This window comes from Microcystis sp. MC19 (assembly GCF_003019735.1).
GTDB lineage: Bacteria > Cyanobacteriota > Cyanobacteriia > Cyanobacteriales > Microcystaceae > Microcystis.
Window position 1 is genome coordinate 2,132,743 of record NZ_CP020664.1, and the last position, 17,231, is coordinate 2,149,973.

17 protein-coding genes are annotated in these 17,231 nt (G+C 44.9%); 6 read left to right on the forward strand and 11 right to left on the reverse strand.

Translation table 11 applies throughout. The annotated features are described in order from the left end of the window. Positions 1-3 precede the first annotated feature (3 nt). A complete protein-coding gene (locus B5D77_RS10910; RefSeq protein ID WP_008203405.1) occupies positions 4-1,218 on the reverse strand; it encodes an ABC transporter permease in 1,215 nt (404 codons plus the stop codon). 231 nt (positions 1,219-1,449) lie between these two features. Next, positions 1,450-3,024, reverse strand: a complete 1,575-nt coding sequence (locus B5D77_RS10915) for a glucose-6-phosphate isomerase (protein ID WP_106908820.1) — start codon at positions 3,022-3,024, stop codon at positions 1,450-1,452. Positions 3,025-3,223: 199 nt separating this feature from the next. On the opposite strand from B5D77_RS10915, the gene dusB reads away from it, so the two are divergent. Then, a complete protein-coding gene (dusB, locus tag B5D77_RS10920) occupies positions 3,224-4,231 on the forward strand; it encodes a tRNA dihydrouridine synthase DusB (protein WP_008203129.1) in 1,008 nt (335 codons plus the stop codon). 393 nt (positions 4,232-4,624) lie between these two features. On the opposite strand, the gene B5D77_RS10925 is transcribed toward dusB, so the two are convergent. The 9 genes from B5D77_RS10925 to B5D77_RS10970 all read right to left on the reverse strand — a co-directional run bounded on the left by B5D77_RS10925 (position 4,625) and on the right by B5D77_RS10970 (position 15,008). Continuing rightward, positions 4,625-5,689 (reverse strand): glycosyltransferase family 4 protein, encoded by a 1,065-nt coding sequence (locus B5D77_RS10925; protein WP_008203127.1) that lies wholly within the window; start codon positions 5,687-5,689, stop codon positions 4,625-4,627. Between the two features lie 78 nt (positions 5,690-5,767). Then, positions 5,768-7,051 carry a serine hydroxymethyltransferase gene (gene glyA / locus B5D77_RS10930; RefSeq protein WP_008203125.1) on the reverse strand — a complete coding sequence of 428 codons (1,284 nt, stop codon included), beginning with the start codon at positions 7,049-7,051 and terminating at the stop codon, positions 5,768-5,770. Positions 7,052-7,525: 474 nt separating this feature from the next. Continuing rightward, positions 7,526-10,582 (reverse strand): phosphoenolpyruvate carboxylase, encoded by a 3,057-nt coding sequence (gene ppc / locus B5D77_RS10935; RefSeq protein WP_008203123.1) that lies wholly within the window; start codon positions 10,580-10,582, stop codon positions 7,526-7,528. Positions 10,583-10,904: 322 nt separating this feature from the next. Next, complete coding sequence (locus tag B5D77_RS10945; RefSeq protein WP_008203121.1) at positions 10,905-11,093, reverse strand: hypothetical protein; 189 nt, start codon at positions 11,091-11,093, stop codon at positions 10,905-10,907. Then, positions 11,090-11,377 (reverse strand): cell division topological specificity factor MinE, encoded by a 288-nt coding sequence (gene minE, locus B5D77_RS10950; RefSeq protein ID WP_002764792.1) that lies wholly within the window; start codon positions 11,375-11,377, stop codon positions 11,090-11,092. Before minE ends, B5D77_RS10945 begins: the two co-directional genes overlap by 4 nt. A gap of 29 nt (positions 11,378-11,406) precedes the next feature. Then, positions 11,407-12,207, reverse strand: coding sequence for a septum site-determining protein MinD (gene minD, locus B5D77_RS10955; RefSeq protein ID WP_008203116.1), 801 nt, complete (start codon positions 12,205-12,207; stop codon positions 11,407-11,409). Positions 12,208-12,394: 187 nt separating this feature from the next. Beyond that, positions 12,395-13,222, reverse strand: a complete 828-nt coding sequence (gene minC, locus B5D77_RS10960; protein ID WP_106908821.1) for a septum site-determining protein MinC — start codon at positions 13,220-13,222, stop codon at positions 12,395-12,397. 12 nt (positions 13,223-13,234) lie between these two features. Next, on the reverse strand, positions 13,235-13,585 hold the full coding sequence (locus tag B5D77_RS10965) for a hypothetical protein (RefSeq protein WP_079210267.1): 351 nt from the start codon (positions 13,583-13,585) through the stop codon (positions 13,235-13,237). Positions 13,586-13,793: 208 nt separating this feature from the next. Next, complete coding sequence (locus B5D77_RS10970; RefSeq protein ID WP_106908822.1) at positions 13,794-15,008, reverse strand: RNA-guided endonuclease TnpB family protein; 1,215 nt, start codon at positions 15,006-15,008, stop codon at positions 13,794-13,796. Between the two features lie 102 nt (positions 15,009-15,110). Here B5D77_RS10970 and B5D77_RS10980 point away from each other — a divergent pair, with 102 nt between their 5' ends. The 5 genes from B5D77_RS10980 to B5D77_RS11000 all read left to right on the forward strand — a co-directional run bounded on the left by B5D77_RS10980 (position 15,111) and on the right by B5D77_RS11000 (position 17,223). After that, positions 15,111-15,620, forward strand: a complete 510-nt coding sequence (locus tag B5D77_RS10980) for a transposase (protein WP_106908823.1) — start codon at positions 15,111-15,113, stop codon at positions 15,618-15,620. Between the two features lie 94 nt (positions 15,621-15,714). Beyond that, positions 15,715-15,960, forward strand: a complete 246-nt coding sequence (locus B5D77_RS10985) for a hypothetical protein (protein WP_216644397.1) — start codon at positions 15,715-15,717, stop codon at positions 15,958-15,960. A gap of 81 nt (positions 15,961-16,041) precedes the next feature. Further along, complete coding sequence (locus B5D77_RS10990) at positions 16,042-16,362, forward strand: hypothetical protein (protein WP_002777378.1); 321 nt, start codon at positions 16,042-16,044, stop codon at positions 16,360-16,362. After that, positions 16,352-16,795: a type II toxin-antitoxin system YhaV family toxin gene (locus B5D77_RS10995; protein WP_106908824.1), complete on the forward strand. Its 444-nt coding sequence runs from the start codon at positions 16,352-16,354 to the stop codon at positions 16,793-16,795. Before B5D77_RS10990 ends, B5D77_RS10995 begins: the two co-directional genes overlap by 11 nt. A 146-nt stretch (positions 16,796-16,941) precedes the next feature. Beyond that, positions 16,942-17,223, forward strand: coding sequence for a type II toxin-antitoxin system RelE/ParE family toxin (locus B5D77_RS11000; RefSeq protein WP_052277943.1), 282 nt, complete (start codon positions 16,942-16,944; stop codon positions 17,221-17,223). Positions 17,224-17,231 lie beyond the last annotated feature (8 nt).

Sequence of the window (17,231 nt, forward strand, 5' to 3'; positions counted from 1 at the left end):
AAACTATAATCTTCTCAAAGCAACGATTGGATCCAATTTAGCGGCACGATGAGCGGGAACAACACCGAAAATTAGACCGATGGCACTGGAAACTCCTAAAGCGAGAATTATGGCAGGGATTGAGATACTGGTGGTTAGAGCGGCAAAAATTCCCGCTAGATACATTCCTTGAATGCCGACAAAAATCCCGATAATTCCGCCCGTGGTGGCTAAAATCACCGATTCAATCAGAAATTGACCTTTTATATCCCCTTCTTTCGCTCCTAAAGCCTTTCTTAACCCGATTTCTTGGGTTCTTTCCGTGACTGACACGAGCATAATATTCATGACACCGATTCCCCCGACAAAAAGGGATATACTGGCGATCGAGGCTAACATTCTAGTTAAACTCTCGTTAGTCTCTTTGGTCATTTCTAAGACTGCGGTTTGGGGGAAAATCTGCACATAATTCTCGTCACTGACCTGATGACGCATTTGCAGCAGGTTGCTAATCTGAAACTGGGCGGCCTTAATTTGGGCGGAGTTTTTAGCCAAGACAGAAATATGAGTCAGGGGAATGCCAAAGATAGAATTGCGCCCTTGAACCTGATTAGACATGGTAGTTAGGGGAATTAAGGCTCGATCGTCCTGATTAGCCTCAAATAAGGAGCCTTTCGCCTGTAAAACTCCAATAACTTGAAAACTAAGATCGCCGATGCGAAGATTTTCGCCGACGGGATTGCGATTACCAAAGAGATTTTTAGCTAATTCCGCTCCCAAGACAATCACGCGATTATCCCGTTTCAGGTCAGATTCCATAATAAATCTACCTTTAGATAGTTGACGGTTACGCACGTTTAGGTACTCGGCTCCCACCCCAATCAGGGGGCTATTACTGGTTCTATTACCGAAGGATAAGATTTTTTTACCGCTCAATTCGGGAGAAATGGCGGCAATGGCGGGAACTTGAGATGCGATCGCTTGGGCATCTTCGTAGGTGAGGGGCCGGGGATTAGGAATTGTCCGCCGGACATTGCGCGAGGAGGTGGAAACAAATAAAACATTCGGACCGAGAGCTTCAAACTGCTCGAGGGCGACTTTTTGCGCTCCTTCACCCACTCCCACTAGGGCAATGACGGAGGCGTTACCGATAGCAATTCCTAGCATAGTCAGACCACTACGCAGTTTATTGCCCATCAAAGCGGAAAAAGCCATTTTCAGGTTTTCGAGCATTTCCATGGTTAGTTACATTCAGTGATCAGTAAACAGTAAACAGTGATCAGTAAACAGTAAACAGTGAAAAGTAAACAGTAAACAGGGATAAAGATGAAGATAAATAAATAAATAAATAACTAAATAACTAATTAACTTAAAACTTAAAACTTACATCTGATAACTGATAACTGATAACTGATAACTGATAACTGATAACTGATAACTGATAACTGATAACTGATAACTGATAACTGATTAGCGTGCAGAGATTTGGATCGTTTCCGGTTTGCTTAAATCGCCAGTAATAGTTAAACTGCGCTGATTAGCGTGGAGATGACGGACGATTTTATAGATAGCTTCAACTTGGTCACTAGCGCTGATTTTGGCCGCTAGAGTGGCTAAGTCGAGAGCAGTTCCCGTTTCCCGAACAACTTGCACGATTTTTCTTTGTAAATCCAGAATAGAAGCGGCGGCTTTTTTCCCTGCTTCTACCCCGGGTTGATGGTAGGCGTTAATATTAACTAAACTAGCATAGAAACTAACGGCCCGTTCGTAGAGGGCAATTAAAGCTCCTACCTGACGGGGAGTAACCTCTGGGATAGTGATAGTGATAGAGTGACGACTATTTTCGTATAAAGCTTGTCGAGTACCTTGCAGTAATCCTGAGAGAAAATCACCGGCAGTGGAGCCGGTTTCCACTTCCATGGAATCTCCTTGTCGGTCTTTTAACACTTCAATAAAAGTAGCGAAGAAATTGGGAATCCCTTCGCGTAATTGTTGGACGTAGGCGTGTTGGTCTGTGGAACCTTTGTTACCATAGACGGCGATACCTTGGTACACCTTATTGCCCTCGAGGTCTTTTTCTTTACCGAGGGACTCCATGACCAATTGTTGCAGATAGCGGCTAAAGAGATAGAGACTGTCTTTGTAGGGCAGAATCACCATATCTTTCTCTCCCTTGCCGTTGCCCTCATGATACCAAGCTAGAGCCAGTAGGGCGCTAGGATTTTTTTTCAGGTTGTGGACGCGGGTGGCGATGTCCATTTCTTTGGCCCCGGCTAACATTTCATCGATGTCGATACCCTGCAAAGCGGCCGGGAGAAGACCGACGGCGGATAGTTCTGATGTACGACCACCGACCCAATCCTGCATGGGGAAACGAGTTAGCCAATCTTGGGCGTATTTGTCCAGTTGGCTACCAGGCATAGTGACGGCGACCGCGTGTGGCGGAAAGTCTAAATCTTGTTTTTCGTAAGCGTTGCGGACTTCTAACATTCCGTTTCTCGCTTCGGGAGTGCCGCCGGATTTACTGGTGACGATAACCAGGGTGGTAGCTAGGGGTAAATGGGCTAAGGTGCGATCGATGCCTTTAGGGTCGGTATTATCAATAAAAGCAATCTCTAAGGGGGGATTAAGGGGGGATAGAGCCTCGGCAACGAATTGGGGACCCAAAGCAGACCCCCCGATGCCGACACAGAGAATATGGCTAAATTTTGCCCGATTGGGTGGCTTAATCGCTCCGGAGTGAATTTTCTTGACAAATTCTTTGATCTGTGCTATGGGTTCGGTGATTTCGTCCCGCAGTTCCTGGTTAGGAGCGAGTTCAGGAGCGCGCAGCCAGTAGTGGCCGACCATACGCTGTTCGTCGGGATTGGCGATCGCACCCTGTTCTAAAGCTGCCATATCTTGGAAAGCGCGCTCAAATTTTGCTTCTAGACCTTTGAGAAAAGCCTCATCAAAGGGAATCCGACTGACATCGAGATAAAGTTCTAGGTTAGGGTGATAGTATAACCAATCTTGGTAACGTTGCCAGAGTTGCAGATTATCCATAAAAAAAAGCGAAATTTTTGTTTAATTACTCGTTTAGGGGAGATAGGATTCTATCCTCTCCAATCATCATACAGGTAGTTTTAGACTAGAAGTTGACGGTTAACCATATATTAGGGGTTGGCAAAATGCTAACAGTGACGGAACTATCCCCTAATTGTTCGGTTTGCTGGTGTTGGCTGTTGATTTTTTAACCTTTCCTATGGCTATCTACTCATCCCCTCTCAAAATCGGTAACTTAGAAGTGCATAGCCGCGTCTTGCAATCACCTTTATCCGGTGTCACCGATTTAGTTTTTCGGCGCCTGGTGAGACGCTTTGCTCCTGATTCGATGCTCTATACGGAGATGGTTAATGCAACAGAAATCTCCCAGCTGCAAGAGTTACCGCAATTGATGGTTATCGGGGACAAAGAACAACCAATTAGTATGCAGTTATTTGATTGCCGTCCCGATTTTATGGCTGTGGCGGCGAAAAAAGCGGTTAAAGAAGGAGCGATGACCATCGATATTAATATGGGTTGTCCTGTTAATAAAATTACTAAAAAAGGCGGCGGTTCTTCGCTTTTACGACAGCCAGAAATTGCCGAGCAAATTGTTAGGGAAGTGGTGGGAGCGGTATCGGTGCCAGTAACGGTGAAAACTCGCTTGGGATGGAACGCTCAGGAGATTAATATTATCGATTTTGCCCGTCGTTTAGAAGATGCGGGAGCGCAAATGTTGACCCTGCACGCACGCACTAGGGAACAGGGTTATCACGGGCCGGCCGATTGGCAATGGATTAAACGGGTGAAGGAGGTTTTATCAATTCCTGTCATTGCTAATGGTGATATTGTTTCTGTGGAAGCGGCGATTAATTGTTTGGAATTTACCCGGGCCGATGGGGTGATGTGTTCGCGGGGAACCCTCGGTTATCCCTATTTGGTGGGGGAAATCGATTATTACCTCAAAACAGGCAAAAATTTGCCGAAACCCACCTCTATTGACCTGTTAAGCCTAGCTAAAGAGCATTTACAGGGGCTATGGCTATATAAGGGACAACGCGGTATTTGGCAAGCGCGGAAACATCTGGCTTGGTATTGTCAGGATTTTACCGGTGCGGCACTTTGGCGCGAGCGGTTTTCGCGCATCGAATCCCTGGGGGAGGGCTGTGATTTAATTGATGGAGCTATTGCCCAATTAAACCTTGAAAACGAGAATATTTACAGATAACGGTTGAACTGACCCGTTATCCTAAACTTTGGATGATAAGTAGTCGTGCAAAATTAATTTCCTAGTGAAGATAGGCAAGAGGCAAGAGGCAAGAGGTGTTTAGATATGTGTAATTAATTTTGCTTAGGTACTTATGATTAGTCTAACTCTCGGTTGTCAAGACCGTTTCAAGGAAATAAGTTACAGTTTCGTTAGACATTTGCTAAACTCCCAGAGTTATCGTGCCGGCTCTCCCAGCTTTGGTGGGTAAAATGTATTCTAAGATACATTTCTCAAGAGCGAGGGGGTGGAACGAACCACAAAGACACAAAGGACACAAAGATCGATCGATCCTATGTCAATTAAACTTATCACACAGAACCTAGAAGAGCCTCGTGCCGAGTTTAAGATGGATTAGGGTTCACTGCCACGATTGCGCCAGACTTGCCAACCGACGTAACCGAGGAGGAGAGTCGCGCCAAAGGCAAAACCCCAACCACTGGGAACATTGGAGAAACCGAGGGCTAAACTGCCCACCCAGAGAGTTAGGGCGTAGATAAATAATACTGTCAGACGGTGAGAGATACCCGCTTTCAGTAAACGATGGTGTAAATGACGTTTATCAGCCACAAAAGGGGATTTTCCGCGTTTGAGACGGGAAATAATCACCGTGGACATATCGAGGAGAGGAACTGCGAGGATGAGATAGGGTAATAGGACGGCGGTAACGGCAACAGTAGTCACAGCAGTAGTTTTCGCCAATCCAATCACCGCCACACCCGCCAGGGTAAAACCCATAAAATAAGCCCCACCATCCCCCATAAAAATTTGGGCGGGGTTAAAATTGTAACGCAGAAAACCCAAGGCCCCACCCGCTAAAGCGGCGGCGATAATAGCGGCGGCCGGTTGTCCCATCACCAAAGTTACAATCAAAATCACGACGGCAGATATACCCGAAACCCCCGCCGCTAATCCATCTAAACCGTCAATCCAGTTAATCGCATTAGCCATCCCCACTAACCAGAGGAGAGTAACTGGTAAACTTAGCCAATGAATTTGTAATAAATCGCCGAAGGGAATAGAGAGGAAATCGATCCTAACGCCAGCTTGCCAAGCTAGAAAAGCGACGCTAAACTGCATTACCAGACGATTGAGGGGCGAAAGATTAAAAAGATCATCCGCTAGACCGATGAGGAAAAAGCCGAAACCGCCTAGGGTTACGCCCCACACTTCCCATTCTCGATCGCTTTTTAAACCAGCAAACCCTCCCAACCACCAAACGATCAGGAGGGCCGTTAAAGCGCCGACAAAAATCGAAACTCCCCCCAGTCGAACCATAGGCTTTTCATGGACCTTCCTTTCGTTGGGTTTATCGACGTAACCGCTTTTCAGTCCGACGGTTCTGACGAGGGGGGTACTCCAAAGTACCACGGTATGGGCGATCAGAAAAGCAATTAGATAGTATAAATCTCCGGACATGGGAATTGGGGGGCGATTTAATTCACAATTGGCAACTGACAGGCAATCGCCAATTATGAACTTTTATTATCTCTCTTTTTAGGCCAAGGCGGGGACGGAAATATGGAGATGGGGATAGAGGGGGAAGCTTTCACAGAGTTTGGCTACCCGTTGACGGCAAGCAGTTCTCAGGACTTCATCACCTGGATTAAGGAGAATATCGGCGATAATGTTGCCAATCTCGATAAATTCCGTTTCTCCTAGTCCTCTGGTGGTCATAGCCGGGGAACCCAAGCGCAGACCACTGGTGACAAAGGGAGACTCGGGATCGAAGGGAACAGTGTTTTTATTAGCGGTAATATTAATGGTACTCACCAGGCGATCGGCTTCTTTCCCGGTCATGCCCACGGATCTTAAATCGAGTAACATCAAGTGATTATCCGTACCATCGGTGACAATTTTAATCCCTCTAGCTTTCAACTGACTGGCTAAAGCTTGGGCATTAGCGATTACTTGGCCCGAATAGATTTTAAACTCCGGTTTCAGGGCCTCCCCAAAAGCCACAGCTTTCGCCGCAATCACGTGTTCTAGGGGTCCGCCTTGGGTACCGGGGAAGACGGATTTATCGAATTTTTTGCCTAATTCCTCGTCTTTGGTCATAATTAACCCCCCCCTAGGACCGCGCAGGGTTTTGTGAGTGGTGGTAGTGACCACATCACAGTGGGGTAGAGGGTTAGGATGATGACCGGTGGCCACTAAACCGGCAATATGAGCGATATCTGCCATCAGATAGGCCCCCACTTCGTCGGCGATGGTGCGGAATTTCTCGAAATCAATCCGGCGCGAGTAGGCAGAATAACCACAGATAATTAGTTTTGGTTTTTCTTTGCGGGCGATGTCAAGGATGAGATCGTAGTCCAGGAGTTCGCTTTCGGGACTTACTCCGTACTGTACCACTCGGAACCATTTCCCGGAAACGTTAACGGGGGAACCGTGGGTAAGATGACCACCGTGGGAGAGATCCATGCCCATAATCGTATCGCCTGGCTGCAAGAGGGTCAGGAAAACGGCGAAATTAGCTTGGGCCCCGGAGTGGGGTTGTACGTTGGCGTGGTTTGCCCCAAATAGTCGTTTAACCCGATCAATCGCTAATTGTTCCGCTTCGTCAACGTATTCGCAACCGCCATAGTAGCGTTTTTTGGGCAGTCCTTCTGCGTATTTGTTGGTTAAAACCGAACCCTGGGCGGCCATGACGGCAGCCGAGGTAAAGTTTTCACTAGCGATTAATTCTAGGTGATCTCTTTGACGTTGCAGTTCTTTTTGCAGAATCCCTGCGATCGCTGGATCCGTCAGGGATAGTATATCTAGGTTGGTATCAGTCACGGTTACTCGATCCTTTTTTTGACAATTTACCTGTAATCATTGGGTCACTGCTTCCATTTTGGCACAATCTCTAATCTTCCGACACACCGGTGAGCTTAATTGCTTCTCTTCGGGGTCGCTCATCAATTGTCAACCGTTAGCAGTAAAATCTTCATTTTTAGTTAATAGATAATAGTAATATTAACCAGTAGAATCCTTCCCGGTGGGGATTGAGTAATAAAATCGGAAGTAATACTAAATCTGGTTATTAAAGACTGATTATTTATTCCCCTTTTTGCATGAGTGCATGAGTAGAAAACGGGTTTCTCCGAGAAACCCGTTTTCTGTGCGTTACTCAAATGCCCAATTTTAGCTGTGATTTTCCCTTGAAAAATAACAACTTAGTAGAAATTATACAAAAAGTTTACAAATCACAAAAATAGGGTGGATTACCTTCAAGATAACCACCCGAAAACTACCATTAATTATCTGTAATCAACCGGTATTTCTCATCCCTGCGGCAATACCATTAATCGTCATTAAAGCACCCCTTAATAACTCCTCTTTAGAATAGCGGAAATGAATCACACCGGATTGAGCTTGACTATTGTATTGACGTAAACGCTTCAGGAGAGACACCTGTAGGAAACCGAGGGGAACGATCGAACCGTTGCGTAACTGCACCGAGCGCTGTAAACTCGGATCATTATCTAATAAATGTTTCTCGCCAGTGATCTGGAGAACAATCTCGCTAGTGCGATTATATTCCTCTTTAATCCTTTCAAACAGACGTTCAAAACGTTCTCGATCTTCCTGTTTAGAAAGTTCACTGACGTAGTGATAGGCCATCTGTAGATCCACCTTTGATAGAGTCATTTCTGCCTTAGAAATCACCATCTGGAAGAAAGGCCACTTGTGATAAAAATGGCGTAACAATTCCAAATTTCGGTTAGGAGAATCATCGAGAAACATCTGTAAAGCTGTCCCTAAACCATACCAAGCCGGTAAAAGAAAACGGGTTTGGGTCCAACTAAACACCCAGGGAATTGCCCGCAGGGTACTTAAATCCTGTTGACCACTTTTCCGGCGGGCTGGTCGGGAACTAATCTGTAAAAGACTAATTTCAGGAATGGGAGTCACGGACAGAAAGAAGTCTAAAAAGTCCGGTTCTTCATAAATCAAACTGCGATAGGTTTGCCGTGAACAGGTGGCCAAGTCCTCCATGATGCGATTCCAGGGTTCGAGATCATCAAAACCACTGCCCAGTAAACTTGCCTGTATGACTGCCGTTACGGCCGTTTCGAGGTTATACAAGGCCAATTCCGGTAAGGAGTATTTCGAGGCTAAAACCTCGCCCTGTTCCGTGATTTTAATGCGACCGTTAATAGTTCCCCGGGGTTGGGCGAGGATAGCGGCGTAGGCCGGTCCACCACCGCGACCGACGGAACCGCCCCGGCCATGAAAAAGACGTAGATCCACGCCGTATTGTTTAGCGGTTTTCTGTAAAGCCTTCTGGGCCTTATGAATTTCCCAATTACTGCTTAAAAAGCCGGAATCCTTGTTACTATCGGAGTAACCCACCATAATCTCCTGTAAATTACTCGGTTCGAGGATGGCCGGTTCCGGGGTCACTTCCTCCCCGTTTAAAGCCGCTAAATGGTCGTAACCGCCGGCTAGGGCTGCCCGATAGAGGGGCAATTCAAACAAAGTCTGCATGATGCCGGGGGCGTGTTTGAGGTCATCGACGGTTTCAAAGAGGGGAACGATGCGGAGGGAACTGCGGCTAGTGGCGGGGTCGTATAAACCGGCTTCTTGGGCTAATAACAGCACTTCTAGCACATCGCTGGCCTCGTTGGTCATGCTGATAATGTAGGTTTGGCAGATTTCCAGACCAAATTCCCCTTGCAGACTTCTTAAAACTCGCAGGGTTTCAATGGTTTCGCAGGTTCTTTCCGAGAAGGGCATTTCCCGGGGAATTAGGGGCCGACGGGTTTTTAATTCCTCCACTAACCAGGCGATTTTTTCTGATTCGGTTAATTTGCCATAGGGTTTCGGTAAAACTCCGAGATAGGCGGCGATTTCTTCGATACATTCGGCATGACGGGTGGATTCTTGCCGAAAATCTAACTGAGTCAGGACAAAGCCAAAAATCTCTACTTGGGCGATCAGTTGCTCGAGTTCTTGACAGGAAAGACCAGTTTGCAAGAGACTGCGCTGTAATAGCTTTAATTCGGCTAAAAACTCGGAACCGGAGCGATAGATGTTGGTTTCGTTGAGTTTAGTTAATAATTGTCGTTCTTCCGGGTCATTGAGGCGGTTATTGCGATCGCAGGTATTTTCCAGACGTTTTTGAATAAAGGCCAATTTCAGGCGATAGGGTTCCTGACGGTAGCGGATGGCCAACTGGCTATAGATTTCGGGCATTTGCTGTTTATCTCTGTCTAGAGAGTCCAGCAACTCCGGCAAGACGTGACACCAGTGCAGGGAGGCGCTTAAAATACTGGTCAGGTCGTGAATAGCATCGAGATATTTTTTAATAACCAGATTGCGCTGATAACAGCAGGTTTTCCAGGTGACTTCGGGGGTAACGGAGGGATTGCCATCCCGATCCCCTCCCACCCAAGAACCGAAGCGACAGAAGTTATTTTTCGGCGCTTGTAAACGGGGAAAGGAGGATTGTAGGCTTTGCTGCAGACGTAGGGTTAACTGGGGTAGGGAATCGAAGAGAACCTCATCGAAGTAGTGCAGGGCATAATCCACCTCATCGACGACGGTGGGTTTAAATTGATGTAGTTCATCTGTTCGCCACCAAAAACGTATTTCTTCTTTTAACTGTTTGGTGACTGTTTGTGCTTCTCTGGAGTTAGTTAACCCCATGCTGCGAAAGATTTCTTCTGCTTGGTCGAGTTTTTCGAGAATGCCCGAGATGCGGCGCTGTTTAATGCGAATGGTATGACGGACAATTTCCGTGGGGTGGGCTGTGAAAACCAGACGAATATCTAACTGATCGAGAAGACGCTGGATTTCTTGGGGGGGGACGTTAACCTGTTTGAGATAGGGAAATAACCAGTGAAATAGTCCCGATTTTGGGCTGGAATTATCGGACCCGTTCAGGGTTTTTTCTAGCCAATCAGCCCCCACAATGGTGGCTAAAATGCTTTTTTGCGTTGGGTCTGTCTTGGGACTTTCGTTTTCTTCCCCGATCACCGTCCGTCGCAGTAGTTGCTGATCCCTTTGTTCGTAGTGTTGTTCGATGATATTGATTAACTGGAAATAGAGGGCAAAAGCGCGGGTGACTTTGATCGCTTCCCCTAGTTCCAAGTCTTCAATCATTTTGGCGATCGTTGCTTCCGCACTATCATCGGTCACTTGTCCTTCCTCAGAACAGAGATGGCGCAGTAATTCCAGTAAATCGACTAATTCTTGACCACATTCGGAGACCAAGACTTCTTTCCATAAATCTTCGGTTAATTTCAGTCTTTGCTGCAGAAACAGGTTGGAAGTGGTGAAAATATCCTGTTCGGTTTCGGTCGAGGGGACAAGGACGCTCATAATTTCAGTAAAAAGTGAAAAGGAGTTAGGAGTTAGGAGTTAGGAGTGGGGTGGGGTGTTGGGTGTTGGGGTAGTGGGGCAGTGGGTAATTTAGCTGAAATTTCCCTATCTCCCTAAATCCCTATCTCCCTAAATCCCTATCCCCTGTTCCCTGATATATCGGGATGTACTTTGTTGAAATGATTAGTTCTTAGGGTTTGTCAAAAATGAGATTTTATCCCAAAGAATCACATTTTTTGCAATTTTTAACAAAAATTTCACTATCCTAGCCTCTTTTCAGGAGCAAAAGGACTTTTTTCTTGGTAACTCTTTCCAGAAAAGATCATCGGTCACTGTTTGCCGGTAACTGATCGGCAATATTGAGAAGGGGTAAGCGATCGCCGCGAAACACTTCCTCACTTTCCTGGCCCAATTCAATTAACCAATGATTGAGGGAACGCAGGGCTAGATAGGAGAGAAGGAAGGGACTAACCGCTAGACTAAGACAAAGCTCGATCGGTGTAGTTTTCATGGCAATTTCTCGGTTAAAGGACGGCGTTTGATCCGACGAATCGGAAAATTAGCAATCAGGGCTGTAGTTCGTTGGTCACTTTCTAGGAGTAACTCGGTTTCCTCGGTGTCGATATCAAGATAACGACTGACCACTTCTAAGATTTCTTGACGCATCATATTGAGAATTTCGGGACTAAGATCGGCGCGATCATGGGCCAGAATAAGTTTTAAACGTTTTTTAGCTTGGTCGCCACTTTTGCCCGAACCTCGCCATGCGAGAAGTTTATCGATCAGGTCATTCATAGTAGGTTAAGGGGTTGAGATGAGAGAGTTTAGGGCCCAAATAAGCGACGACGCAGACGAGTAAGAAAACCTTCCTGACCAGCCATTAAATCTAGAAACGGCACATCGCGACCCTGTAAACGTTGGGCAATGTTTCTAAAGGCCATGGCGGGGAGAGAGGTCTTCTCCTCTAATACTAATGGTTCCCCTTTATTAGTGGAAATAATAATTTTTTGATCGTCGGGAATAATCCCCAACAGGGGAATTACCAAGAGGTCGAGAATATCCTCGACGCTGATCATCTGGTTAAGTTGAATCATTTCCGGCCGCAGCCGGTTGACAATCAGACGGATACTTTTAATATCCTCGCTTTCTAGTAATCCCACCACCCGATCGGCATCTCTCACCGCCGACATTTCTGGGGTAGTAACGATGATCGCTTCTTGGGCAGGTGCGATCGCATTGCGAAAACCCATTTCAATTCCTGCTGGGCAATCAATCAATACATAGTCATAACTTTTTGACAATTGGGCGACTAAATCCTTCATTTGATCGGCAGTAATTGCCTCTTTGGTACGATTTTGTGCCGCTGGTAATAAGACCAGATTTTCCTGTCTTTTATCCTTAACTAAAGCTTTATCAAGGCTACAATCTCCCGCCACCACATCGAGGGCAGTATAAACGATACGCTGTTCTAATCCTAACAATAAATCGAGATTTCTTAGTCCGAAATCGGCATCGACAAGGGCGACTCGACAGCCTAATTGAGATAGGGCTGAACCTAAGTTCGCCGTTACCGTCGTTTTACCGACTCCTCCCTTTCCCGATGTCACCACAATTACACGAGCCATAATTTATATCAGTTATCAGTTATCAGTTATTAGTTATCAGTTATCAGTTATCAGTTATCAGTTATCAGTTATCAGTTATCAGTTTTATAGAGTTTTTCGTTTCAACGCAGTTAATCGCTATTTTTACCAGTGACTGAATCACTGTTTACTGATCACTGTTTACTGATCACTGTTTACTGGTCACTGCTCACCTTTTTTCGACCCACCCCACTTTATCTTTAAATGTGTAGGTTCTGGAAAAATTATAAGCCCCAATGATGCGAATTCCTCCTTCGCTGGTACAGGCAATTTCTGGTTCCATGCGATCGCTATCTAAAGCCGGGGCCCGTGCCACTAATTCCGCGATCCTCAGTTGAGTTAAATCGATTCGCAGGGCCATAATTACCGCCGCTCGATCGCCGCGGAATCCGGCATGGGCCACACCGCGCAAACTCCCCCAAACTAATATATCGCCATCAGCGACGATCGATCCGCCGGGGTTGACATCGCCCATGATTATAACTGTACCCGGGTGACGGATTTCTACACCCGATCGCAGGGTGGTTTTTAAGTACAAAGGTTCGGCAAGGGGAGATTGGGAAGGTTGCTCATCCCCGAAAACCCCCGGATTGGAGCGCATTTGTTCGACATTGTAACCCATAGTTGCCGCTGCCACTGCGGTTTGTCTTCTTTGGGTTTGGATCGTGTGCAGGGGTAATTCGGCACTGTCTAAAATTGTGGCGATCGCTTGTAGTTGCCGCGTATCCATCAGGCGATCGTTGGCCTGTAGGTGTACTGGTGTTCTAGCGGGGCTATTTTGGCCGCTATTACGGAGATAATATTTCAATCCTGTCAAGATATCTGTCCAATCCTGACTTGTCTCTCCGGCACTGGTTTTGGGTAAAATTAGCACCAATTTCTCACCCTCACTTTTTAGGTGGATTTGGGCGTATCTCGACCTTACCGAGGCTAATGGCTCAATTTTTTCGGTTTCTAGGTCGATTTCTTGATTTATTTCGGTTTTAGTTTCATCCATAAAGATAATTTTTTACTTAAACAAGACAAAGCGTAAAATAGCGATCAGCAAACCGACGGAAGCGGTAATCAGTGAACCCCCTAAAATGGTTATCAATGCCCAAATTTGATTTTTTTGACTGCCTTCGACTATTTTGAGGCGATTATCCATCCCTTCGACTCTTTCGGTTAATTTGGCCTGTCCTATCTCTAGGGATTTAACATCTTGCTTGATTTCCTTAATATCAGCTTTAATTTCGCCAATATCAGCCTTAATTTCGACGATACTATTCTCGATCGCCGTGAAACGAGTCTCGAGCGCTTTTTGTCCGTTGATAATTAAGTCTTCTAGCCTTTTTAAGTCCGTATCGGCAAGAGTTTTCATAAAAATTAACCAGCTATCAGTATAGATGTTTCTTTAATTATGAACCTTGAGCAGCCAGCAGCAGTGGGAATTAGGAATTATGAATTAGGAATTGCGGCTGATGTGAGATAGAGAGGTTTGTAAAATCAAAGGGAGAGGTCACGATAAAGGTAATCACTCCAAAGCTTGACATCCTCGCCGCCGTAAAACGGACGGCGATTCCCAAACCTCACGATTTAGGTTTCTGCTTCTTTCCCTTGCGGGGTTCCGCACCTGCCTTAACAGATTTACTCTGTTCTGGTCTTATGGTCGCTCTACAGACTGACACCGCAAGCCCTGCGGCCAAAATGTTTTTACTGGCGTTAATATCTCGGTCATGGTGAGTCCCACAGATTGGACAATCCCACTCTCGAATATTTAACGGCATTTTCTCAGCAATATACCCGCAATTACTACACCTTTTAGAGCTAGGAAACCATCTATCTATTTCGATGTAATTTCTCCCATACCAACGGCATTTATAGGCTAATTGTCGCCCCCCCCAACCCCCCCGACGTCGGGGGGGCAAGGGGGGGCAGCTTACATCAGATATTGCCTGAGATAATTTCGGGTTTTTGACCATATTCTTGACGGCTAAATTCTCAACTACAATCGTTTGATTTTCACGAACTAATTGAGTGGTTAGCTTATGTAAATGGTCTTTTCTGTTATCAGTAATTTGGGCATGAATCTTGGCTACTTTGATTCTCGCTTTTTCCCGATTTTTTGAGCCTTTTTGTTTTCTAGAAAGATTTTTTTGCGCTTTTCGCAACCTCTGATAATGTTTCTTGAAATGCTTAGGATTAGATACTTTATCGCCATCGCTGGTAATTACAAGGCTACTAATTCCTAAGTCAATTCCAATGGCTTTATCTGTTACTGGTAAAGGCTTAATCGTTGGGTCATCAAATCTTATTGAGATATGCCAACGTCCTGATGGATGTAGCCTGACTGTTACTGTACTTGGGTCACAGCTTTCTGGTATTTGTCTTGACCATCGAATAGGTAAAGGTTCTGTGCATTTAGCTAAATAGATTTGTCTGTCTTTAAATTTAAAAGCAGATTTGGTAAATTCGGCACTTCCTCCCTGATGTTTTTTCTTAAAGTTAGGATACTTAGTACGACCAGCAAAGAAATTAGTAAAAGCTGTTTGTAGGTGTCTTAACCCTTGTTGTAAAGGTACACAGCTAACTTCGTTTAAAAAGTCTAATTCTTCTTGTTTTTTCCAATCGGTCAACATTGAAGAAGTTTGAACATATCCTACTCTTTCTTGTCTTTCATACCAAGCTTGTGTTCTGACATGGAGAGCTTTGTTGTAAACTAATCTTACACAGCCCAAAGTGCGCCGCAATAGCGACTCTTGTTCGGGTGTTGGGTAAAATCGGTAAGAATAGGCTTTTTCCATGTCTCACATTTTAGCATATATTTTGTAAATGCGCTAATATTTAACAGTAAAGCCGTCGTAGAACGACGGGGTTTCAGACCCAAATTTTCGATGAGGCCCCCCATGAATAGGATAGATGCTCCCAACCTCTTGACTATTATTTATGTCCTGGTGGATGACTGGTATCAAGAACAGGGATATCGCTTGACTCCCATGCTGCCTGGACCTGAGCCTAGTTTCAGAGATAGTGAAATGTTGACCTTTTGGTTTATTCCCTCGTCCCTGCTCATACTGACGAACGCTCCCGCAGCAGAATCCGTATTGCAGTTCATTCAAGGCAACAATATCCTAGCCGACAAGGGGTTTATTGGTACTGATTGGCAGACTGAGATATCAAGAACCACAGGTAATCGAGTCTCTACAGCTAAGAGAGTCAATCAACATCAACAAACTTCTCCCGTCTTTGAGCGACTTCTTCAACATTTTCGAGAACGGATTGAGGGGGTTTTCAATGAGGTGCAGAATACAGGAGGCAACTTGGAGCGATTGCTCAGAAAGAAAGTTGAGGGACTTTGTGTCCATCCTTTGAGCAGACTCCTGTTCAACCCTTTGGGCAACTCATATAAGGCGTGATTTTAAAAATTAACTTAATCATAAAGAAAAATTTAACTTTCTCTTTTATGGTAAATTGCAAAACACGATCGAGCGGAAAATTAAGGGGAAAATTTTGATACTACTTATACTAAAAGCCATCCTGATCACCCTAGCGCTCTTGCTACTCGGTGATTTAATTTCTACGTTTCTCTACCATGTTCCGGAACAGGTTTTCGGCAAGTTTCACGCTGCGGTACACCACGGCAAAAATCGGAACTTTTTTCATTACGCGGTGTTAAATCGAAATCCGCTAGTTTTACTCGATGGCTTTCTCGGCGCGCTCCCCTATAGTATATATGTATGGGGGAAGTTCAGCTAAAACGCGGTTGAGAAGCTGGGCAACCTTGTATGTTATTAAATTATGTAATAACATGATATGTAGTAAACTTTGCCTAAAATCATGAGTAACAAACAATACAATCTAACCTGGGCTAGAATAGGCAATGCTTCAGGTTTCCGTCTGAGTGCCAGTTTTTTTAAGGATAATCCCCAATTCAAAGAAGCTAAAGGTGCTGTTGAAGTTATCAGCCCTGATACCTTATTAGTCCGCTTACAGCCTCAATCTGTAGAACAGGAGGAAGATGAACTGATGCTGAGTTTATTCTTAGATTTTCTGACCAAGCAAGCCCTATTAAATCCTGATGCTGAGTTAGAAGCTTATACGGAAGCGATGGCAGCGGTCGATGAAGAGTTGATGACAGGAGTAGAACTTGATAGTTAACGGTTGGCGAATCTACTTTATTAAAAGACTTTTTGGGCAACAACGCCGCGATTTACAAGTTGAGGTTCGTAAACTAAAAAACACCTTGCCAGCAGAAGCATACCGTACTCATTCTACAGTCAAACTCTACAGGGCGATTATGGTCGCCATTAAAGAAAAAATCCCTCTCGATCCTTTTACTTCCCATTTTGCTCTGACTGGGGCGCTCAAGCATTACGGAAGAATCAAAAAGATGGGACTACCTGACCGTTATCGCTTATTCTTTCGGGCTATACAAACCGAGGAGTATAAAGCAATTTTTGTTTTATGGCTAGGCTATCCTCGCAAACAAGGGGATAAAAATGATTGTTATAAAGCCTTCACAAAAATGGTTGAGCGAGGTGATTTTCCCAATTCTCTTGACGCTTTAATCCTTGATAGCCAAGAAGATTAGCTAGTGATAAGGTGGTTGAAAAAGCGATCGTAACCCACAGATACACTTTCAACTGCGCCTCCACAGAAAGATTGCGATCTAACATTAGCATGAGATCGATGATCGCACTAAGATGATATGATAGTAGTGCATTTTCCTAATTATTGATGATTAAGAGTTTTGCATCTAAGGAGACAGAGCAGTTATTCAAACGTAAATTTTCACGAAAATTACCTCAAGATATTCAACGAAATGCTCGGAGAAAGCTAGAAGTTTTAGACGCGGCCGAAACTTTACAGGATTTATACATTCCTCCATCTAATCGGTTGGAAAAACTCTCAGGAGATAGAAAAAATCAGCATAGTATCCGAATTAACGATCAGTGGCGGATCTGTTTTATTTGGAAAAATGGCAACGCCTACAATGTAGAAATAGTCGATTATCATTAATTGTTACT